2 protein-coding genes (1 of these 2 running past the window's edge) are annotated in these 23,855 nt (G+C 72.1%); both read left to right on the top strand.

Annotated features, from left to right (window positions below; all coding sequences use genetic code 11):
* Positions 1 to 63: 63 nt before the first annotated feature.
* Positions 64 to 8,040 carry a type I polyketide synthase gene (locus L3Q67_RS03010; RefSeq protein WP_499188074.1) on the top strand — a complete coding sequence of 2,659 codons (7,977 nt, stop codon included), beginning with the start codon at positions 64 to 66 and terminating at the stop codon, positions 8,038 to 8,040.
* Positions 8,041 to 8,076: 36 nt separating this feature from the next.
* On the top strand, positions 8,077 to 23,855 hold the 5' portion of the coding sequence (locus L3Q67_RS03005) for a type I polyketide synthase (protein WP_499188073.1). The gene runs 17,290 nt beyond the window's last position; only the first 15,779 of its 33,069 coding nucleotides appear in the window; its start codon is at positions 8,077 to 8,079; its stop codon lies beyond the right edge, outside the window.

The following is a 23,855-nucleotide window of genomic DNA, read 5'->3' as shown; positions in this document are numbered from 1 at the left end:
ACCGTTGTGCGGCGGGCAGCATCGCGCTGGTGAACTGCACCGCCTACTCCGGGAGTTCCGCTGATGTTGCGTACAGAGCTGATCCGGCCACTGCCCGAACTGCTGGCCGCGCACGCTGAGCGACTGCCGGCCAAGGTCGCCTTCCGCGACCACCGGCGGGCGGTGACCTACGCGGAACTGCACCGGCGGACCGGGCGGCTGGCCGGGCACCTCGCGGGCCTGCGGCTGCAGCCCGGCGACCGGGCGCTGATCTACCTGGGCAACTCGGTCGAGGTGATCGAGAGCTACCTCTCCATCGCCAGGGCCAGCGGGGTCGGCGTGCCGTTCAACCCGCACTCGGCGGCCGCCGAACTCGAGCACGTGGTCGACGACAGCGGCGCCAGCGTGATCATCACCGATCCCGGGCACCTGGAGCAGGTGCTCGCGCTGCTGCCAGGGCGGCCGTACCTGCGCGTGGTGGTCACCGGCGACGAGCCGCTGCCCGAGCACGGTTCCGTGGTGTCCTACCAGGACCTGATGAGCACCCCGCCGGACCTGCCCGCGCGTGACGACCAGGAACTCGACGACGTCGCCTGGATGCTCTACACCTCCGGCACCACCGGTAAACCGAAGGGCGTGCTGTCCACCCAGCGCAACTGCCTGTGGTCGGTGGCCGCCTGCTACGCGCCGGTCATCGGACTGTCCGAAGAGGACCTGGTGCTCTGGCCGCTGCCGCTGCACCACAGCCTCGCGCACATCTTCACCGTGCTCGGCGTGACCGCGGTGGGTGCGACCGCGCACCTGATGGACGGCTTCGCCGCCGAGGACGTGCTGCGCACCCTCGGCGAGGACGACTACACCTTCCTGGCCGGTGTTCCCGCGCTCTACCACTACCTTCTCGAAGCCGCGGAGGGCATCGAGGTCCGCGCGAGCAGCCTGCGCGCCTGCATGACCGGCGGCACGGTGTGCCCGGCCGCCCTGCGCCACGACTTCGAGCGCGTGTTCGGCGTGCCGCTGCTCGACTGCTACGGCAGCACCGAGGCCTGCGGTTCCTTCGTGGTCAACAGCATCACCGGGACCAGGGTGGACGGTTCGTGCGGGCTGCCGATCCCCGGCCTGGCCGTACGCCTGGTCGACCCGGACACCGGCATGGACGTGACACCCGGCGACGAGGGTGAGCTGTGGGTCCGCGGCCCGAACGTGATGGTCGGCTACCACAACCAGCCGGAGGCGACCGCCGAGGCGATGGTCAACGGCTGGTACCGCACCGGCGATCTGGCCCGCAGCGACGAAGCCGGGTACCTGACGATCACCGGGCGGATCAAGGAACTCATCATCCGCAACGGCGAGAACATCCACCCCGGCGAGGTGGAGGAAGTGCTCCGGACCGTGCCCGGCGTGGCCGACGTCGCGGTGGTCGGGCGGCCGCACGACGTGCTCGGCGAGGTGCCGATCGCCTTCGTCGTCCCGGGTCCCGGCCTCGACCCCGAGCGCCTGTTCGACGCCTGCCGCGAGCAGCTGTCCAACTTCAAGGTGCCCGAAGAGCTGTACGAGATCGACGAGGTGCCGCGGACGCCGTCGGGCAAGATCACCCGGCACGTGCTGCTCGACCGGCCGGCGCGCCTGCGTGCGGCCAGCGGCGGCAGGCACGAATCGCTCCTGCGCACGGACTGGGTGCCGCTGCCGTCGGTCCGCACCAGCACCGAGCCGCTGCCGACCGAATGGGCCGTGCTCGGCACCGACCACTTCGGACTGGCCGAGGGCCTGGTGGCCGCGGGCATGTCGGTGGCGGGACACGCCGACGCCGCCGCGTTGCATGTGGCCGCGTCGCTGGGCGAGCCGGTGCCGGAGGTCGCCGTGCTGTGCTGCCCCAGCGGCCGCACCGGGACCGACGCCGCGCACGAGGCGATGCGCGAACTGTCCGACCTGCTGTGGTCGTGGGCCCACGACGACTGGCTGGCCGGGTGCAAGCTGGTCGTGGTGACCAGGGGAGCGCTGGCCACGGGTGCCGGTGAGGACGTCGGTGACCTGGTGCACGCGTCGCTGTGGGGGCTGCTGCGGTCCGTGCAGGCCGAGTACCCGAACCGATTCGTGCTGGTCGACCTCGACGAGCACTCCCCACCGGTGCTGCCGTTCGCTGTCGGCTCGGACGAGCCGCAACTGGCCATCCGCAGCGGGATCGCGTTCCGCCCGCGCCTGATGCGCGTCACCGCGACCACCGACGCCGAGCCGATGAACCTCGATCCCAAGCGGACGGTCGTGGTCACCGGCGCCACCGGCCCGATGGGCGTGGCGCTCACCCGGCACCTGGTGACCGCGCACGGCGCCAGGAACCTGCTGCTGCTCAACCCGGCGAACGCCGATCTCGAAGCGGAACTGGTGAAGCTCGGCGCCCGGGTCACCACGGCGACCTGCGACATCGGCGACCGCGCGGCACTGGCGGAGGTGCTCGGCGGGCTGAAGCGGCCGATCACCGCCGTGCTGCACTGCGACGGCGAGGTGGAGCACCCGGCCGCGCCGCCGGGGGACCGGCGCCTGGCGTTCCGGTCCGTCGTGGACGGTGCGGTCAACCTGCACGAGCTGACCAAGGACACCGAGCTGGCCGCGTTCGTGCTGCTGGGCTCGGTCGCCGGTGCGCTCGGCGCCGCCGGGCGCGGTGAGCAGGCCGCCGCCAACGCCTTCCTGACCGCGCTCGCGCAGGCCCGGCGCGCCCGCCGGTTGCCTGCCGTGTGCGTCGCGCTGGGCACCGCCGCGCAGGCCGCCGAACTGTCCACCCAGGAATGCCTGGCCATGTTCGACGCGGTCACCGCGATGGACCTGCCGCACGCCGTGGTGATGCGGGTGAACGAGCAGACCGCCGCGCGGACCGTGCCCGCGCTGCTGCGGGGCCTGGTCGACACCGCGCCCAAGCCGGATTCGGCGTCCCTCAAGGAGCGGGTCGCCGCGATGGCGGTGGAGGAGCGGGAGACCTTCCTGGTCGACCTGATCCGCGCCGAGGTGGCGACCATCCCCGGTATCTCGGGTGGCGAACGGGCCGGAGCTCGTGATTCCCGGGGGACGACCCCCGTACCCCCGGCAAACGCCGGTGATTCCCGGGGGACGACCCCCGTACCCCCGGCAAACGCCGGTGATTCCCGGGGGACGACCCCCGTACCCCCGGCAAACGCCGGTGATTCCCGGGGGACGACCCCCGTACCCCCGGCAAACGCCGGTAAGACCTTCCGCGAACTGGGCTTCACCTCGGTCAGCGCGGTGGAACTGCGCAACCGCCTGGCCACGGCGACCGGGCTGAACCTGACCGCCACGGTGGCCTTCGACTACCCGACGCCGGTGGCGCTGGCCCGGCACCTGCGGGCCGTGCTGCTCGACGAGAAGCCCGCGCCGATCGTCGTGGACGAGCCGGTGACCGGCCCGGACGAGCCGATCGCCATCGTCGGCATGGCCTGCCGGTACCCCGGTGAGGTGCGCTCGCCGGAGGACCTCTGGCGGCTGGTCACCGAGGGCGCCGAGGTGGTCTCGGACTTCCCCGCCGACCGCGGCTGGGACCTGGACCGGCTGTTCGGATCCGAGTCCGGCGCCAGCTACTGCCAGCAGGGTGGTTTCCTCTACGACGCCCCCGACTTCGACGCCGGGTTCTTCGGCATCTCCCCGCGTGAGGCGCTGGCGATGGACCCGCAGCAGCGGCTGGTGCTGGAGACCTCCTGGGAGGCGGTCGAGCGGGTGGGGATCGACCCGCTTTCGTTGCGCGGCAGCAAGACCGGGATGTTCGCCGGCGTGATGTACCACGACTACGGCTGGGGACTGGCCGAGCCGCCGGAGGGTTCGGAGGCGTACTGGGGCATCGGCAACGCGGGCAGCGTGGTGTCCGGCCGGGTCGCCTATGCGCTCGGCCTCGAAGGCCCGGCGGTCACCGTGGACACAGCCTGCTCCTCGTCGCTGGTCGCGATGCACTGGGCCGGGCAGTCGCTGCGTGACGGCGAATGCGACCTGGCGCTGGCCGGTGGTGTCGCGGTGATGTCGACCCCGCAGACCTTCGTGGAGTTCTCCCTGCAGGGCGGGCTCGCGCCGGACGGCCGCTGCAAGTCCTTCGCCGAGGCCGCGGACGGCACGGGCTGGTCCGAGGGCGTCGGATTCGTGGTGCTGGAACGGTTGTCGGACGCCAAGCGCAACGGGCACCAGATCCTCGCGATGCTGCGCGGCAGCGCGGTCAACCAGGATGGCGCGTCGAACGGGCTCACCGCGCCCAACGGGCCGTCGCAGCAGCGGGTGATCCTGCAGGCGCTGGCGAACGCCGGGCTGAAGCCGTCCGATGTGGACGCCATGGAGGCACACGGCACCGGCACCACGCTCGGGGACCCGATCGAGGCGCAGGCGCTACTCGCCACCTACGGCCAGGACCGCGAACAGCCGCTTCTGCTGGGCTCGGTGAAGTCGAACCTCGGGCACACGCAGGCCGCGGCGGGCGTCGCCGGGGTGATCAAGATGGTGCAGGCGCTGCGTCACGGCAAGCTGCCCAAGACGCTGCACGTGGATCGTCCCTCCTCCTATGTGGACTGGTCGGCGGGGGCGGTGGAGCTGGTCACCGAGCCGCGGGACTGGCCGGTGCGGGACCGCCCGGCGCGGGCCGGGGTGTCCTCGTTCGGCATCAGCGGCACGAACGCCCACGTGATCATCGAGCAGGCGCCCCCGCAGCCGCAGGTGGCCGAGCGCGCCGAGGTCACGCCGTCGGTGGTGCCGTGGCTGGTCTCCGGCCGGTCCGCGGCGGCGCTGGACGCGCAGGCCGAGCGGCTGCGTGCGGTCGACAGCGACCCGCTCGACATCGGCTTCTCCACGGTCGTCTCGCGGTCCGCCTTCGAGCACCGCGCGGTGCTGCTGTCCGACAACGACACGGAGAACGGGCTGACCGAGGTCGCGCGCGGTGAAGCGGGCGACCGGTCGGTGGCGATCCTGTTCTCCGGGCAGGGTTCGCAGCGGATCGGCATGGGACGTGAGCTGTACCAGCGGTTCCCGGTGTTCGCGGCGGCGCTGGACGAGGTGCTGGAGCACCTGGACGTCCGCGACGTGATGTGGGGAACGGACGAGGAAGCGCTGAACCAGACCGGGCACACGCAGCCCGCGTTGTTCGCCATCGAGGTGGCGCTGTTCCGGCTGGTCGAGTCGTGGGGCATCAAGCCGGACTACCTGGCCGGGCACTCCATCGGCGAGATCGCCGCGGCGCACGTGGCCGGGGTCTTCAGCCTGGAGGACGCTTGCACGCTGGTCAACGCGCGGGCTCGGCTCATGCAAGCCCTTCCTGGAGTTGATTCAGCGTCGCGCAGCGACTCCGTTGAGGGTGGTGGTGGGCGACGGGCGGGCGGAGCCATGGTGGCGATCGAGGCCACCGAGGACGAGGTCGCGCCACTGCTCACCGACGACGTGTCGATCGCCGCCATCAACGGGCCGAGCTCACTGGTGATCTCCGGAAACGCGCAGGTCACGGCCCGGATCGCGGCGGAGTTCACCGGGCGCGGGCGGAAATCTAGGCGTTTGCCGGTCAGCCATGCGTTCCACTCACCCTTGATGAACTCGATGCTGGATGACTTCGGGGCGGTGGTGTCGGGGCTGTCGTTCACCGCGCCGCGGGTGCCGGTGGTGTCGAACCTGACCGGGTGCGTCGCCACCGGGGACGAACTGTGCTCGCCGGACTACTGGGTGCGGCACGTGCGGGGCACGGTGCGCTTCGCCGACGGCGTGCGGACGCTGGCCGAAGCGGGCGCCGACGTGTTCCTCGAGCTGGGCCCGGACGGCGTGCTGTCCGGGATGGCCGCCGACTCCGCGCCGGACGCGACGCTGGTGCCGGTCCTGCGCAAGGACCGGGGCGAGGAGACCGCGGCAGTGACCGCGCTGGCGAAACTGCACGTCAGCGGGGTGCCGGTGACCTGGCGCGCGATCTTCGCCGGCACCGGTGCGCGGCGGGTGGACCTGCCGACCTACGCCTTCCAGCGGCAGCGGTTCTGGCCGGAACTCGCGGCCCCGGCCGCCGCGGCGGGCTCGGACCCGGTGGACGCCGCGTTCTGGAGCCTGGTCGACGACGGCGACCTGGACACCGTCGCCTCCGCGCTCGAAGTCGACCCCCAGACGGCCGCGACCATGGTGCCCGCGCTGGCGACCTGGCGGAACCGGCGGCGCGCGCAGTCCGTTGTGGACTCCTGGCGCTACCGCGAATCGTGGGTGAAGCTGCCCGAACGCTCCACCAAGCCCGGCCGGCCGTGGCTGGCGGTGCTGGACCGCGAGGACGAGTGGACCACCGCCGTGCTCGCCGCGCTCGGATCGGACGTGGTGCGCGTCGAGGTCTCCGACCGCAAGGCGATGGCCGCCAGGTTCGAGGACCTCGCCGGGCAGGAGTTCGCCGGGGTCGTTTCGCTGGCCGGCCTGAGCGAGGCGCCGCCGGTCGGTGCCGTCCCGGCCGGACTGCTCTACTCCGTCGAAGTCGTGCAGGCCTTGGGGGACGCCGGGATCGAAACCCCGGTCTGGCTGGTCACCCGTGGTGCGGTGGCGGTCGCGAACCCCGGTGAGGTGCTGCGTCCCGAGCAGGGCGCGTTGTGGGGCCTCGGCCGCTCGGCCGCGCTGGAGCTGCCGCGGCGCTGGGGTGGCCTGATCGACCTGCCCGAGCAGTTCGACGAGCGGGCCGCGCAGCGCTTCACCACCGCGCTGACCGGCGAAGAGGACCAGGTGGCCGTGCGGTCCGGCGGTGCTTTCGGCCGCCGCCTGGTGCACGCCCCCGCCACGGGCGCGCGGCCCGAGGACTGGCGCCTGCGCGGGACGGTCCTGATCACCGGCGGCACCGGTGGCCTCGGCGGACAGGTCGCGCGCTGGGCGGTGGCCAGCGGTGCCGAGCACGTGGTGCTCACCAGCCGTCGCGGGCCGGACGCGCCGGGAGCCGCGGAACTGCGGGCCGAGCTGGAAAGCCAGGGCGCGCGGGTGACCGTCGCCGCCTGCGACGCGGCCGATCGGGAAGCTCTGCGCGCGCTGCTGGACGGCCTGGAGCTGAACGCCGTCGTGCACGCGGCGGGGGTGGGCGTCGGAGACGCGCCGATCGGCTCGGTCACCGCTGAGCAGCTGGACGGCATGCTGCGGTCGAAGCTGGCCGCCGCGTGGAACCTGCACGAACTCACCGGCGACCTGGACGCCTTCGTGTTGTTCTCCTCGGGCGCGGGCAGCTGGGGCAGCGGTGGCCAGCCCGGTTACGCGGCGGGCAACGCGTTCCTGGACGCGCTGGCGATGCACCGCCGCGGCCAAGGCCGGGCGGCGACCTCGATCGCCTGGGGTTCCTGGGCCGACGCCGGACTCGGCGCCGACAACCCGGAGATGGCCGAGCACATGCGCCGCATCGGGGTGCTGCCGATGGAGCCGCGCCTGGCGCTGGTGGCGATGCAGCAGGCGCTGGAGGACGGCGAAACCCTGCTGACGGTGACGAACACGGACTGGAAGCGGTTCGCGCCCAGCTTCACCGCGACCCGGCCGAGCCCGCTGCTGTCGGACCTGCCGGAAGTGACCGTCGAACCGGAGCCCGTCGAGGAGCCGGAACTGCGGCAGCGGCTGGCGGGCCTGCCGGAGACCGACCGCGGCCGCGTGCTGCTCGACCTGGTGCGCGCGGAAGCGGCGGCGGTGCTCGGGCACGACCGTCCACAAGCGATCCCGGCGGACAAGGTGTTCCGCGAGCAGGGGTTCGACTCGGTGACCGCGGTGGAGATGCGCGAGCGGCTGCGGGCCAAGTCGGGCATCTCGCTGCCCGCGGCGCTGGTGTTCGACTACCCGACCCCGCGGGCGGTGGCCGCCTACCTGGCGGAGAACCTGGTGACCGGGCAGCCGCGCGGATCGGCGGCCAGCGAACTGGACCGGTTCGAGGCGGCGCTGTGGGCCGAGGACGCCGACAGCGGGGCCATCGGCGAGCGGCTGGAGGCGATCCTGCAGCGGCTGCGCGGTTCCGCCCCGGCTCGTCCGTCCGAAGAGGACATCAACTCGGTCCCGGTGGACCGGCTACTCGACATCATCGACGGGGAACTCTCCGACCTCTCGTGATGCCTCCTGGCTAGTCAGCAGAAAGAGGATGGACCAGTGCAGCAGGATGAGCAGCAGGACAAGGTCGTCGAATACCTGAGGCGGGTCACCGTCGACCTGCGCCGGGCCCGCGAGCGCGTCCAGGAGCTGGAGCGCAAGCACACCGAGCCCATCGCCATCGTCGGCATGGCCTGCCGCTACCCGGGTGGGGTGCGCTCGCCGGAGCAGCTCTGGGACCTGCTCGCCGACGGCCGCGACGTCATCGGGGAGTTCCCCGGCGACCGCGGCTGGGACCTCGACACCCTGTTCCGCACCGGGGCCAGCCGCGCCACCGAAGGCGGTTTCGTCCACGACACCGCCGACTTCGACGCGGGCTTCTTCGGCATCTCCCCGCGCGAGGCGCTGGGCATGGACCCGCAGCAGCGGTTGCTGCTGGAGACCTCGTGGGAGGCGCTGGAGCGCGCCGGGATCGACCCGCAGTCGTTGCGTGGCACGCAAACCGGCGTGTTCACCGGGACGAACGGCCAGGACTACGCCAACCTGCTCGCCGGTGAGGCCACCACCGGCGTGATCGCGAGCGTCATCTCCGGCCGCGTCTCCTACACCTTCGGCTTCGAGGGTCCGGCGGTTTCGGTGGACACCGCGTGCTCGTCCTCGCTGGTCGCGCTGCACCTCGCCGTGCAGGCGCTGCGAAGCGGGGAATGCTCGCTCGCGCTGGCCGGTGGCGTGGCGGTGATGTCCACGCCGGGTGCGTTCACCGAGTTCACCAAGCAGGGCGCGCTCGCCGCGGACGGGCGCAGCAAGGCGTTCTCCGACGACGCCGACGGCATGGGCTGGTCCGAAGGCGCCGGGCAACTGGTGCTGGAACGGCTTTCCGACGCCCAGCGCAACGGGCGGAACATCCTCGCGGTCATCCGCGGTACCGCGGTCAACCAGGACGGTGCGTCGAATGGCCTGACCGCGCCGAACGGCCCGTCGCAGCAACGCGTGATCCGGGCGGCACTGGCGAACGCGGGCCTGAAGCCATCCGATGTGGACGCCGTCGAAGCCCACGGCACCGGGACCGCACTGGGCGACCCGATCGAGGCGCACGCCCTGATGGCCGCGTACGGCCAGGACCGGCAGCACCCGCTGAAGCTGGGCTCGATCAAGTCGAACCTGGGGCACGCGCAGGCGGCGGCCGGCGTCGCCGGGGTGATCAAGATGGTCATGGCGATGCGCGAAGACGCACTGCCGAAGACCCTGCACGCCGAGCGGCCGTCCTCGCACATCGACTGGTCCGCCGGTGCGGTCGAACTGCTGACCGAGCAGAGCCCGTGGCCGCGCCCGGACCGCGAGCGCCGGGCCGGTGTCTCGTCGTTCGGCGTCAGCGGCACCAACGCGCACGTCATCCTGGAGCAGGCGCCGGAGCCCGAGCCGGTCGAGGACGAGCCGGCTGCCGAAGCGCCGGTGACCGGAGTGGTGCCGTGGCTGCTTTCGGCGAGGACCGAAGCCGCGCTGACCGCGCAGGCCGCGCGCATCCGCGAGGCTCAGGGGTCCATTGAGGACATCGCGTTCTCGCTGGCGACCACCCGGGCGACGCTCGACCACCGTGCGGTCGTGCTCGACCGCGAAGCGCTGGACGCGTTCGCCGCCGGGGAGACCACCGCCGAGGTGGTCACCGGGGTGGCTTCGGCTGTCGGCCGGACGGCATTCGTGTTCCCCGGCCAGGGTTCGCAGTGGGTCGGCATGGGCCGTGAACTGCTGGACGCCTCGCCGGTGTTCGCTCGCCGGATCGGTGAGTGCGCCGCCGCGCTGGAGCCGTTCGTCGACTGGTCACTGGTGGACGTCCTGCGCGGGCAGGGAAATCTCGATCGCGTCGACGTGGTGCAGCCGGTCCTGTGGGCGGTGATGGTTTCGCTCGCCGAGCTGTGGCGCTCGATGGGCGTCGAGCCGGAGGCGGTGGTCGGGCACTCGCAGGGCGAGATCGCGGCGGCCGCGGTGTCCGGCGCGCTGAGCCTCGAAGACGCGGCCCGCGTGGTCGCGTTGCGCAGCCTGGCTGTCGCGGACTCCCTGGCCGGGCACGGCGGCATGGTCTCGGTCGCGCTCCCGGCCGCCGAAGTGGACCTCACGCGCTGGGACGACCGGCTTTCCGTCGCGGCGATCAACGGCCCCGGCGCCACCGTGGTCTCCGGTGAAGTGGCCGCGCTCGACGAACTGCTCGCCGCGTGCGAGGCGGACGGCGTGCGCGCCCGCCGGATCTCGGTGGACTACGCGTCGCATTCGGTGCAGGTGGAGGCGATCCGCGAGCGCGTGCTCGCCGACCTCGCGCCGATCACGCCCCGGGCCGGGGAAATTTCCTTCTACTCCACGGTGACCGGCGAGCCGATCGACACGGCCGGGCTGGACGCCGAGTACTGGTACACGAACCTGCGGCAGACCGTCGAGTTCGAGCGCACCACGCGCCGCCTGCTCGACGACGGCTTCGACGTGTTCGTCGAGCCGAGCGCGCACCCGGTGCTCACGGTCGGGGTCGAGCAGACGCTCGAAGCCGCCGGGGTGGACGGGGTGGTGCTCGGTTCCCTGCGCCGCGACGACGGTGGCGCGCTCCGCTTCCTGACCTCGGTCGCCGAGGCGCACACCGCCGGGGTCCGCGTCGACTGGCCGGTCCTCTTCGGTGGCGCGAAACGCGTCGACCTGCCCACCTACGCCTTCCAGCGGCAGCGGTACTGGCCGTCGGCGGCGAACGGCGCCGGTGACGTGCGGGCGGCCGGGCTGGGCGCGGTGGAGCACCCGCTGCTCGGCGCCGCGGTCGAGCTGGCCGAGGGCGAGAACGTGTTCACCAGCCGCCTTTCGCTGCGGTCGCACCCGTGGCTGGCCGACCACACCGTGCTCGGCAAGGTGCTGCTGCCCGGCACGGCCTTCGTCGAACTCGCCGTGCGGGCCGGGGACGAACTGGACTGCGACCGGGTCGACGAACTCACGCTCGCGGCGCCGCTGGTGCTGCCGGAGCAGGGGGCCGTCCAGTTGCAGTTGCGCGTCGGCCTGGCCGACGAGCACGGGCGGCGCCCGCTCACCGTGCACAGCCGGCCGGAGGACGCGGTCGACCTGCCGTGGACCGAGCACGCCACCGGGTTCCTGAGCAACGGCAGCCGTCCGTCCACTTTCGACCACGTGAACTGGCCGCCGCCCGGTGCCGAAGCCCTCGCGGTGGAGGGCTGCTACGAACGCTTCGCGGACGACGGGTTCGCCTACGGTCCGGTCTTCCAGGGCCTGCGCGCGGCTTGGCAGCACGGCGACGAGGTGTTCGCCGAGGTCTCCCTGCCGGAAGGTGTTTCGCCGGACGGCTTCGGCCTGCACCCGGCCCTGCTGGACGCCGCTCTGCACGCGGCGGGCCTCGCCGAGCTGGGTGTGCTGAGCGGTGGGGCGCTGCCGTTCTCCTGGGAAGGTGTCTCACTGCACGCGGTCGGCGCGGCCACCGTGCGGGTGCGCCTGCGTGCCGAGGGCAACGGCCTGTCGGTCGAGGTCGCGGATGCCGCGGGTGCCCCGGTCGCGTCGATCGACTCGCTGGTGCTCCGCGAGGTGTCCGCCGACCAGTTCGGCGATGTCGCGCGCGACGGCCTGTTCCGGGTCGATTGGGTGCCCGCGCCCGCTGCCGGTCCGGAGCCGGTACTGGCGGTGCACGAGACGCTGGAGTCTATTGAGGACATTCCGGAAGCGGTGGTCCTGCCGCTGCCGGAGCTGGACCCGGTGCGTGAGCTGACCGCGCACGCGCTCGACCTGCTCCAGCGCTGGCTGGCCGACGAGCGGTTCGCCGATTCGCGGCTCGTGTTGCTCACCCGTGGGCAGACCGAGGCCACGGCGGCGGTCTGGGGCCTGGTGCGCTCGGCGCAGTCGGAGAACCCCGGCCGGTTCGTGCTGGTCGAAGCCGAGGACCTCGCGCTGGTCGCGTCGGCCGTGGCCACCGGAGAGCCGCAGCTCGCGATCCGTGGTGGTGAAATCCTGGTGCCGCGCCTCGCGCGCGTGCCCGCCGCGGCGGAGCGGTTCACCTGGAACCCCGACGAACTGGTCCTGATCACCGGCGGCACCGGCGGGCTGGGTGGGGTGCTCGCCCGGCACCTGGTGTCCGAGCACGGCGTGCGCAACCTGCTGCTGGTCAGCCGCAGCGGCCAGGCCGACGTGTCCGACATCGAGGCCCACGTGCAGGTCGCGGCCTGTGACGTGGCCGACCGGGACCAGCTCGCCGAACTGCTGGCCCAGCACGACGTCAAGGCCGTGGTGCACGCCGCGGGTGTGCTGGACGACGGCGTGATCGGCTCGCTGACGCCGGACCGCCTGGACACCGTGCTCCGCCCGAAGCTCGACGCCGCGCGGAACCTGCACGAACTCACCGGCGACCTGTCCGCCTTCGTCGTCTACTCGGCCGGTGCCGGGGTGTTCGGCGGCGCTGGTCAGGGCAACTACGCCGCCGCGAACGCCGCCATGGACGCGTTGATCCGCGAGCGGCGGGCCGCCGGACTGCCCGGCGTCTCGCTGGTGTGGGGCGCCTGGGACCGCGCGATCGGGTTGACCGGCAGCGTGACCGACGCCGACCTGCGGCGCCTGGCCCAGGACGGCATGCCGCCGCTGTCGGCCGAGCAGGGTGTCGCGTTGTTCGACGCGGCGCTGGCCACCGGCGAGCCGGTGATCCTGCCGATGAACGTGGACCTGGTGGTGCTGCGGGCGCGCAGCGAGGTGCCGCCGCTGCTGCGGGGGCTCGTGCGCACCCGCGCACGGCGTGCCGCCGCTGGTGAAGTGGCCGCCGACTCGCTGGTGCAGCGGCTCGCCGGGCTCAGCGACGCCGAGCGCGTCGAGTCCCTGCAGGAGGTGATCCGCGGGCTGGTCGCCGTGGTGCTCGGGTACGCGGGCGCGGCGGCGGTCGACCCGGCGCAGACCTTCCAGCACCTGGGCTTCGACTCGCTGACCGCCGTGGAACTGCGCAACCGGCTGACCGCGGCGACCGGACTCCGGCTGCCCGCCACCATGGTCTTCGACTACCCGACGCCCGCCGTGCTGGCTCTTTATCTGCGCGACGAGCTGTTCGGTGGCCGTGAAAGCCACATTCACGGCACCGAGGTCCTCCAGGTTGCCGACGACCCCATCGTGATCGTGGGCATGAGCTGCCGGTTCCCCGGTGGCGTCAGCTCGCCGGAGGAACTCTGGGACCTCGTGCTCAACGGGACCGACGCGATCAGCGGGTTCCCCGAGGACCGCGGCTGGGATCTGAACCGGCTCTACCACCCGGACCCCGACCACCCCGGCACCTCCTACGCGCGGACCGGCGGCTTCCTGCACGACGCCGCCGACTTCGACCCCGAGTTCTTCGGCATGAGCCCGCGTGAAGCCTTGGCGACGGACTCGCAGCAACGCCTGCTCCTGGAGACCTCGTGGGAGGCGATCGAGCGCGCGGGCATCGACCCGGCCTCGCTCAAGGGCAGCCAGACCGGTGTGTTCGCCGGGGTCATGTACAACGACTACGGCTCGCTGATCGAGAACGACGAGGGCTACCAGGGCACCGGCGCGCAGCTGAGCGTGGCGTCCGGGCGCCTGTCCTACACCTTCGGCTTCGAGGGCCCGGCGGTCACGGTCGACACGGCGTGCTCGTCTTCGCTGGTCGCGCTCCACTTGGCCGCGCAGGCACTGCGGGCCGGCGAGTGCTCGCTGGCGCTTGCCGGTGGGGTGACGGTCATGTCCACCCCGAGCACCTACGTCACCTTCTCGCGTCAGCGCGGGCTTTCCGCTGACGGCCGCTGCAAGGCGTTCGCCGACGCGGCCGATGGGGCGGGTTTCTCCGAGGGTGTCGGCCTGCTCGTGCTGGAGCGCATGTCCGACGCGCAGCGGAACGGGCACGAAATCCTGGCCGTGGTGCGCGGCAGCGCGGTGAACCAGGATGGCGCGTCGAACGGCCTGACCGCGCCGAACGGTCCCTCGCAGCAGCGCGTCATCCGCCAGGCGCTCGCGTCGGCCGGTCTGTCCACTCAGGACGTGGACGCGGTCGAGGCACACGGTACCGGCACCACGCTGGGCGACCCGATCGAGGCGCAGGCGCTGCTGGCGACTTACGGTCGAGACCGTCAGCGGCCGTTGCTCCTGGGCTCGATCAAGTCGAACTTCGGCCACACGCAGGCGGCGGCCGGTGTCGCGGGCGTGATCAAGATGGTCATGGCCATGCGTCACGGGGTGCTGCCCGAGACCCTGCACGTCGACGCACCTTCGTCCCATGTGGACTGGGAGACCGGCTCGGTCGAGTTGCTGACCGAGCGCACGGAATGGCCCGAGGTCGATCGGATGCGCCGGGCGGGTGTGTCCTCGTTCGGCGTCAGCGGCACGAACGCGCACGTGATCCTGGAGCAGGCTTCGGCGGCGGAGCCCGCTGAGCCGACTCCGGTCGAGCACGCGGTTCCGCTGGTGGTGTCGGCGAAGACCGAGGCCGCGCTCGACGACCAGCTCGAACGCGGCCGTGCGCTGACCGACTCCCCGGCCGACATCGGGTACTCCCTGCTGACCTCGCGCTCGACATTTGACCACCGTGCCGTGCTGCTCGACGGCACCGAGATCGCGCGGGGCCGGGCGGAGTCGCGCCCGCTGGCCATCCTGTTTTCGGGCCAGGGTTCGCAGCGGCTCGGCATGGGCCGTGAGCTGTACGAGCGCTTCCCGGTTTTCGCCGCCGCCCTGGATGAGGTCTTCGAGCGCCTCGACGTTCGTGAGGTCATGTGGGGTGACGACCAGGAAGCGCTGAACCAGACGGGCAACGCGCAGCCCGCGTTGTTCGCGTTGGAAGTGGCGTTGTTCCGGTTGGTCGAGTCGTGGGGGATCAAGCCGCAGTCGCTTGCCGGGCATTCGATCGGGGAGATCGCCGCCGCCCATGTGGCAGGTGTGCTCTCGCTTGAGGACGCGTGCACGCTCATCGAGGCCCGTGCCCGGCTGATGCAGGCGCTGCCGACCGGTGGCGCCATGGTCGCCATTCAGGCCGCGGAGGACGAGATCACGCTGACCGAGGGCGTGTCGATCGCGGCGGTGAACGGCCCGAACTCGGTGGTCATCGCCGGTGATGAGGCCGCGGTGCTGGAAATCGCGGCGGGCTTTGAGAAGACCAGCCGTCTCCAGGTCTCGCACGCGTTCCACTCGCCCCTCATGGACCCGATGCTCGACGACTTCCGGGCAGCCATTGAGGGGCTGACCTTCCACGAACCCCGCATCCCGATGGCGGGCGACGTCACGAACGTGGAGTACTGGGTGCGGCACGTGCGGGAAACCGTGCGCTTCGCCGACAACGTGGCCGCCATCGGTGACGCGTACTTCCTCGAACTGGGCCCCGCTGGCGTGCTGTCCGCGATGGTCGCCGAGACCGCGCTCGCGGTGCCGCTCCTGCGCAAGGACCAGCCGGAGGAAACCTCGGCCATCACCGCGCTCGCCCGGCTGCACGTCCACGGTGTGCCGGTCGACTGGCAGCCGTTCTACCCCGGTGCCCACCGGATCGAGCTGCCCACCTACGCCTTCCAGCACCAGCGGTTCTGGCCGGCTGGTGCGCTCGGCACCGGGGACGCTTCCGGCCTCGGCCTGACCTCCGCCGAGCACCCGCTGCTCGGCGCGTCGGTCGAACTCGGTGAAGACGAGGTGCTGTTCACCAGCAGGCTGTCGCGGTGGACCCACCCCTGGCTCACCGACCACCGGGTCGGCGGGCAGGTGTTGCTGCCCGGCACCGCGTTCGTCGAGCTGGCGTTGCGGGCCGCCGACGAGATCGGCCGCGACCGGCTCGAAGAACTGACCCTCGCCGCCCCGCTGGTGCTGCCCGAGCAGGGCGCGGTCCAGCTCCAGGTGCGGGTCAGCGGCCAGTCGGTGACCATCCGAGGCCGCACCGAGGACGGCTCCCCGTGGGTCGAGCACGCGACCGGCGGGCTGGCCACCGGCGCCGAACGCTCCTCCTTCGACGCGACGGTCTGGCCGCCCGCCGGGGCCGAACTGTTCGATGTGGACGGTTGCTACGAGCGCTTCGCCGAACTCGGCATCGACTACGGGCCGGTGTTCCAAGGCCTGCGTGCCGCCTGGCGCAGCGGTGACGATCTCTTCGCCGAGGTGTCCCTGCCCGAAGACGTCGAGGTGGACGACTTCGGCCTGCACCCGGCGTTGCTGGACGCGAGTCTGCACGCCGCGGCCTTCGCCGACCGTGGTGGTGAGGCTCGCGTGCCGTTCTCGTGGCAAGGCGTCTCCCTGCACGCGACCGGGGCGACCTCGTTGCGGGTGCGGCTTTCCGCTTCCGGTGAGGTGGCCGTCGCCGATCCGTCCGGGCAGCTGGTCGCCACGATCGGCGCACTGGCCACCCGGCCGATCGATCGCGCCTCCGGCGTGCGCGGCGACGCGTTGTTCGGCATCGACTGGGTTCCCGCCGCCATTCAGTCCACTTCGGATGACTACGAGGTGTACCGCCTCGAAACCGACGAGACGCACGCGGCGACGGCCGAGGTGCTCGGGGTGCTCCAGCGCCGGCTGGCCGAGGAGCGCGACTCGCGGCTGGTGATCGTGACCGGCTGCGGGCTCGCCGCGGCCGCGGTCGGCGGCCTGGTGCGCTCGGCGCAGGCCGAACACCCGGGCCGGTTCGGCCTGATCGAGACCGATGCGGACGTGCCCGCCGACGCGTTCGCGGTGGACGAGCCGCACGTGCGGGTCCAGGACGGCGAAATCCTGGTGCCGCGCCTCACGCGGGTCGCCGCGCAGGAGCCGATCACGTGGACCGGTCAGGTGCTGATCACCGGGGGCACCGGCGGTCTGGGCCTGGCGATCGCGCGTCACCTCGTCGCCGAGCACGGGGTGCGTGATCTGCTGCTGGTCAGCCGCAGCGGTCAGGCCGACGTGTCGGACATCGACGCCGACGTGCAGGTCGCGGCCTGCGATGTGGCCGACCGCGAGGCGCTGGCCGAGTTGCTGGCGCGGCACGAGGTCAAGGCCGTCATCCACACGGCAGGCGTGCTCGAAGACGGCATGGTCGACTCGCTCACGCCCGAGAGCCTGGACAAGGTGCTGCGGCCCAAGGTCGACGGCGCCTGGAACCTGCACGAGCTGACAGGCGACCTCGACGCGTTCGTGTTGTTCTCCTCGGTCGCCGGGACTTTCGGCACCGCCGGGCAGGGCAACTACGCCGCCGCCAACTCCTTCCTCGACGCGCTCGCCGCCCAGCGCCGGGCCGCCGGTCTGCCCGGCGTCTCGCTCGCGTGGGGCGCATGGGCGGACACCGGCATGATGGCCGGAACTGACGCGAAGCGGATGGCCCGCGCCGGGATGCGCGCGGTGTCGGCCGAGGAAGGCGTCGCACTGTTCGACGCCGCGCTGGCCGGGGAGCCGCTGGTGCTCCCGGTCCACCTGGACCTGCCCGCGCTCCGGGCGCAGGGCGAGGTCCGGCCGCTGTTGCGCGGCCTCATCCGGACCCGTGCGCGCCGATCCGCCGTCGGCGCCGAGGCCGCCGATTCGCTGGTGCGCCGCCTGCTCACGCTCGGCGAGGACGAACGCCGCGAGGTGCTGATCGAGCTGGTGCGCGGCCAGGTCGCCGCCGTGCTCGGGCACAGCGGCACCACCCGCGTCGAGCCGTCGCGGCAGTTCAAGCACCTCGGTTTCGACTCGCTGACCGCGGTCGAACTGCGCAACCGCCTCGGTGCGGCGAGCGGCCTGCGGCTGCCGGCCACGCTGATCTTCGACTACCCGACGACCGCCGCGCTCGCCGGATACCTGCGGGACGAACTGCTCGGTGCCGACGCGGACGCCGGCGTGCCGCTGCGGACGCTGCCGCCGGTCACCGACGACCCGATCGTGATCGTCGGCATGGCCTGCCGCTTCCCCGGTGGCATCGGCACGCCGGAAGACCTGTGGCGCCTGGCGGTGGACGGCACCGACGCGGTGTCCGGCTTCCCGGCCGACCGCGGCTGGGACCTGGAGAAGCTGTACCACCCGGACCCGGACCACCCCGGCACCTCGTACACGCGAGAAGGCGGCTTCCTGCACAACGCGCCCGAGTTCGACCCGTCGTTCTTCGGCATGAGCCCGCGGGAGGCACTGGCGACCGACTCGCAGCAGCGGTTGTTGCTGGAGACCTCGTGGGAGGCGATCGAGCGGGCCGGGATCGACCCGGTTTCCCTGCGGGGCAGCCAGACCGGCGTGTTCGCCGGGGTCATGTACAACGACTACGGCCAGCTCGTCGACGGTGACGAGGGCTACGAGGGCACCAGCACTTCGCCGAGTGTGGCCTCCGGCCGGGTCGCCTACACGCTGGGGCTGGAAGGCCCGGCGGTCACGGTCGACACGGCTTGTTCGTCTTCGCTGGTGGCGATGCACTGGGCGATGCAGGCGTTGCGGAGCGGGGAATGTTCGCTGGCGCTGGCCGGTGGTGTGACGGTGATGTCCACGCCGAGCACGTTCATCTCGTTCTCCCGGCAGCGTGGTCTTGCGGAGGACGGCCGCTGCAAGGCGTACTCGGACGACGCGGATGGTGTGGGCTGGTCCGAGGGTGTCGGGCTGGTGGTGCTGGAGCGGCTTTCGGACGCGAAGCGCAACGGACACCAGATCCTCGCGGTGGTGCGGGGCAGTGCGGTGAACCAGGATGGCGCGTCGAATGGATTGACCGCGCCGAACGGGCCGTCGCAGCAGCGGGTCATCCGCCAGGCGCTCGCGTCGGCTGGACTGTCCACTCAGGACGTCGATGTGGTCGAGGGTCACGGCACCGGGACCACGCTGGGTGATCCGATCGAAGCGCAGGCGTTGCTGGCGACCTACGGCCAGGACCGTGAGCGGCCGTTGCTGCTGGGCTCGGTCAAGTCGAACCTCGGGCACACGCAGGCCGCGGCCGGTGTCGCCGGGGTGATGAAGATGGTGCTGGCGCTGCGGCACGGGGTGCTCCCGCAAACCCTGCACGCCGGTACACCTTCGTCCCACGTGGACTGGGAAGCCGGTTCGGTGGAGCTGCTGACCGAGCGGACGGAGTGGCCCGAGGTCGGCCGGGTGCGCCGGGCCGGGGTGTCCTCGTTCGGGGTCAGCGGCACGAACGCGCACGTGATCCTCGAACAGGCACCGGAGACGGCGGTGACCCCGGCGGCGGCCGAGGTCGAACCCGCCGTGGTGCCGTGGGTGCTGTCCGCCCGGACCGAGGCCGCGCTCGATGAGCAGGCCGAACGCGTCCGGTCGCTGGAGGCTTCGCCGCTGGACATCGGCTACTCGCTGCTGACCTCGCGGTCCACCTTCGAACAGCGCGCGGTGCTGGTCGACGGCGCCGAGGTCGCGCGGGGAGTGGCGGGCGAACACTCGCTGGCCTTCCTGTTCTCGGGCCAGGGTTCGCAGCGACTCGGCATGGGCCGTGAACTGTACGAGCGGTTCCCGGTTTTCGCCGCCGCGCTGGATGAGGTCTTCGAGCACCTCGACGTTCGTGACGTCATGTGGGGTGACGACCAGGAGGCGTTGAACCAGACTGGGAACGCGCAGCCTGCGTTGTTCGCGCTGGAAGTGGCTCTGTTCCGGTTGGTCGAGTCGTGGGGCATCAAGCCGGATCGGCTCGCTGGGCATTCGATCGGGGAGATCGCGGCCGCGCACGTGGCCGGGGTGCTCAGCCTGGAAGACGCGTGCACGCTGATCGCGGCTCGGGCGCGGCTGATGCAGGCGTTGCCGACCGGTGGCGCCATGGTGGCGATCAAGGCTCGCGAGGACGAGATCACCCTGACCGAGGGTGTTTCGATCGCCGCGGTCAATGGTCCGAACTCGGTCGTGATCGCCGGTGAGGAAGCGGCGGTCCTGGAAATCGCGGCGGGCTTCAAGAAGACCACGCGCCTCAAAGTTTCACACGCGTTCCACTCGCCGTTGATGGACCCGATGCTGGATGACTTCCGGGCCGCCATCGAGGGCCTGACCTTCCACGAGCCGACCATCCCCATGCCCGGCGATGTGACCACTGTGGACTACTGGGTCCGCCACGTCCGCGACACCGTGCGCTTCGCCGACCACATCACTACGCTGACCGGCGAGGGCATCACCGCCTTCCTGGAACTCGGACCCGGTGGGGTGCTCGCCGCGATGGCGGGCGAATCCACCCCCGACGCGCTGGTCGTGCCGATCCACCGCAAGGACCGCGGCGAGGAACTGGCCGCCGTCACCGCGCTCGCCGCGCTGCACGTCAACGGCATCGCGGTGGACTGGGCGCCGATCTTCGCCAGGACCGGGGCCCGCCAGGTCGAGTTGCCGACCTACGCCTTCCAGCGGCGGCGGTTCTGGCCGTCGGCGCGCACCCGCCCCGGCGACGCCTCCGGCCTGGGCCTGACCGCGGTCGAGCACCCGCTGCTCGGCGCGGCCGTCGACCTCGCCGAGCGCGAAGGCGCGTTGTTCACCAGCCGTCTTTCCACCGGGACCCAGCCGTGGCTGGCCGAGCACGCGGTCAACGGCCGCGTCATCCTGCCGGGCGCGGCGTTCGCCGAACTGGCGCTGCGGGCCGGGGACGAACTCGGCCACGACCGCGTGGACGAACTGACCCTCGCCGAGCCGCTCGTCCTGGACCAGGGCGCGGTCCAGGTGCAGGTTTCGGTCGACGAAGCAGGCGGGTTCGCGGTGTACTCGCGGCCCGAAAGCGCGGACGGCCTGCCGTGGACCCAGCACGCCACCGGCACGCTGGCCACCGGCGAGTACCGCGCCGACTTCGACGCCACGGTCTGGCCGCCGCAGGGCGCCGAGCCGGTCGAGGTGGACGGTTGCTACGACACTTTCGCCGACAACGGGTTCGCCTACGGGCCCGTCTTCCAAAGCCTGCGGGCCGTGTGGCGAGCCGATGAAGCGATCTACGCCGAGGTCTGGCTGCCGGAGGACACCTCGGTAGACGGCTTCGGCCTGCACCCGGCGCTGCTGGACGCGAGCCTGCACGCCGTGCTGGTCGCCGGTTCCGGGACCCCGGGCCTGCCGTTCTCGTGGACCGGGGTGTCGCTGCACGCCACCGGCGCGAAGTCCGTGCGCGTCCGGCTGGCCCAGGACGGCGACACGCTGTCGATCGCGCTCGCCGACCCCGCCGGTGAGCCGGTGGCCTCGGTGGAATCCCTGGTCACGCGACCGGTCTCGGCCGAGCGGCCCGCCGGAGCGAGCGACCTGTACGGCCTGGAGTGGCGGACGGTCACCGCGACGGCGCAGGAGCCGGTCGTCACGCTGGACGGCCCACTGTCGTCCATTGTGGACGTACCGGCCACCTTGGTGCTGCCGGTCGCGGGTGCCGCCGACGTGGTTGCCTCGACCCACGAGCTGACCACCCAGGTGCTCGGCCTGCTCCAGGAATGGCTGGGTGACGACCGGTTCGCCGAGTCGCGCCTGGTGTTCGTGACCAAGCCCGGTGACCTGGCCGGAGCCGCGATCGGCGGACTGGTGCGTTCGGCGCAGGCGGAGAACCCGGGCCGGTTCGGCCTGATCGAAACCGACTCGGATGACCTGCTGCCGCGGGCTCTCGCGGTCGACGAGCCGCGGGTCGCGATCCGCGAGGGCGAGATCCTGGTCCCGCGGATCGCCCGTGCCGCCGCGGGGGAGCCGATCGCCTGGGACGGCCAGGTGCTCATCACCGGGGGCACCGGTGGTCTGGGCCTGGAGATCGCGCGGCACCTGGTGGCCGAGCACGGGGTGCGTGAGCTGCTGCTGGTCAGCCGCAGCGGACGCGCCGACGTGTCGGACATCGACGCCAACGTGCAGGTCGCCGCGTGTGACGTGGCCGATCGGGACGCGCTGGCCTCGCTGCTGGTGCAGCACGACGTCAAGGCCGTCATCCACGCCGCAGGCGTGCTCGACGACGGTGTCATCGGCTCGCTCACGCCCGAGCGCCTGGACGCCGTGCTGAAGCCCAAGGTCGACGCGCTCTGGAACCTGCACGAGCTGACGGGTGAGCTGGACGCGTTCGTCGTGTTCTCCTCGATCGCCGGGGTGCTCGGCGGGGCGGGGCAGGGCAACTACGCCGCCGCCAACGCCTTCGCCGACGCGCTCGTCGCCCACCGCCGGGCCCAGGGCCTGCCGGGCGTCTCGATAGCCTGGGGCGCCTGGGAAACCGGCATGGCGGGCGACGCGGACACGCAACGCCTGGCGCGTGCGGGCCTGCCGCCGCTGCCGGTCGAGCAGGGCGTGCGGTTGTTCGACGCCGCCGTGGCCGGGGAGCCGCTGGTCCTCCCGGTGCGCCTCGACCTGCCGGTATTGCGGGCGCAGGACGAGGTCCCGCCGCTGCTGCGGGGCCTGATCCGGACGCGGACCCGTCGGTCGGTCGCCGGTGCCGAGACCGCGGTGAGCCTGGTCCGGCGGCTGTCCGGGCGAAGCGAAGCCGAGCAGCTGGACTTGCTGCTCGACCTGGTGCGCACGCAGGTGGCCGGGGTGCTCGGGCACACCGATACCACCGAGATCGAGCCGTCCAAGCAGTTCTCCGACCTCGGGTTCGACTCGCTGACCGCGGTCGAGCTGCGCAACCGCCTCAGCGGGGTCACCGGCCTGCGCCTGCCGGCCACGCTGATCTTCGACTACCCGACCCCGACCGCGCTGGTCGGCTACGTGGCCGACGAGTTGCTGGGCCGTGAAAGCCACATTCACGGCACCGCGGTAAGCCGTGAAAGCCACATTCACGGCGACGACCCCATCGTGATCGTGGGCATGTCCTGCCGGTTCCCGGGCGGCGTCAGCTCGCCCGAAGACCTGTGGCGCCTGGTGTCCGAGGGTGCCGACGCGATCACCGAGTTCCCCGCCGACCGCGGCTGGGACCTGGACTCGCTCTACGACCCGGACCCCGAGCGGCCGGGCACCTCCTACACCCGTGAGGGCGGTTTCCTCCACGAGGCGGCCCAGTTCGACCCGGCCTTCTTCGGCATGAGCCCGCGGGAAGCCCTGGCGACCGACTCGCAGCAGCGATTGTTGCTCGAAAGCTCGTGGGAGGCGCTGGAGCGGGCGGGCATCGACCCGGTTTCGCTCAAGGGCAGCCAGACGGGGGTCTTCACCGGCGTCATGTACAGCGACTACGCCTCGCTGCTCAACGGTGACGACTTCGAGAACTACCAGGCGACCAGCACCTCACCGAGTGTCGCCTCCGGCCGGGTCGCCTACACGCTGGGGCTGGAAGGCCCGGCGGTCACGGTCGACACGGCTTGTTCGTCGTCGCTGGTGGCGATGCACTGGGCGATGCAGGCGTTGCGGAGCGGGGAATGCTCGCTGGCGCTGGCCGGTGGCGTGACGGTGATGTCCACGCCGAACACCTTCATCGCCTTCTCCCGGCAGCGTGGTCTTGCGGAAGACGGCCGCTGCAAGGCGTATTCGGACGACGCCGACGGTGTGGGCTGGTCCGAAGGCGTCGGGCTCGTGGTGCTGGAACGGCTCTCGGACGCCAAGCGCAACGGGCACCAGATCCTCGCGGTGGTCAAGGGTTCCGCGGTGAACCAGGATGGCGCGTCGAACGGCCTGACCGCGCCGAACGGGCCGTCGCAGCAGCGGGTGATCCGCCAGGCGCTGGCCGCCGCCGGTCTGTCCACTCAGGACGTGGACGCGGTGGAAGGGCACGGCACCGGCACCACGCTCGGTGACCCGATCGAGGCCCAGGCGCTCCTCGCCACGTACGGCCAGGACCGCGAGCGGCCGTTGCTGCTGGGCTCGGTCAAGTCGAACCTCGGGCACACGCAGGCCGCGGCCGGTGTCGCCGGGGTCATCAAGATGGTGCTGGCGCTACGGCACGGCGTCCTGCCGCAAACCCTGCACGCCACCGCGCCTTCGTCCCATGTGGACTGGGAGGCCGGTTCCGTCGAATTGCTGACCGAGCGGACCGACTGGCCCGAGGTGCAGCGGCTGCGCCG

Origin of the sequence: Saccharothrix sp. AJ9571 (genome assembly GCF_021725495.1) — a bacterium.
Classification (GTDB): Bacteria; Actinomycetota; Actinomycetes; order Mycobacteriales; family Pseudonocardiaceae; genus Amycolatopsis; species Amycolatopsis magusensis.
Note: the sequence above shows the minus strand (reverse complement) of the source record. Positions and strands in the feature narration are given on the sequence as shown.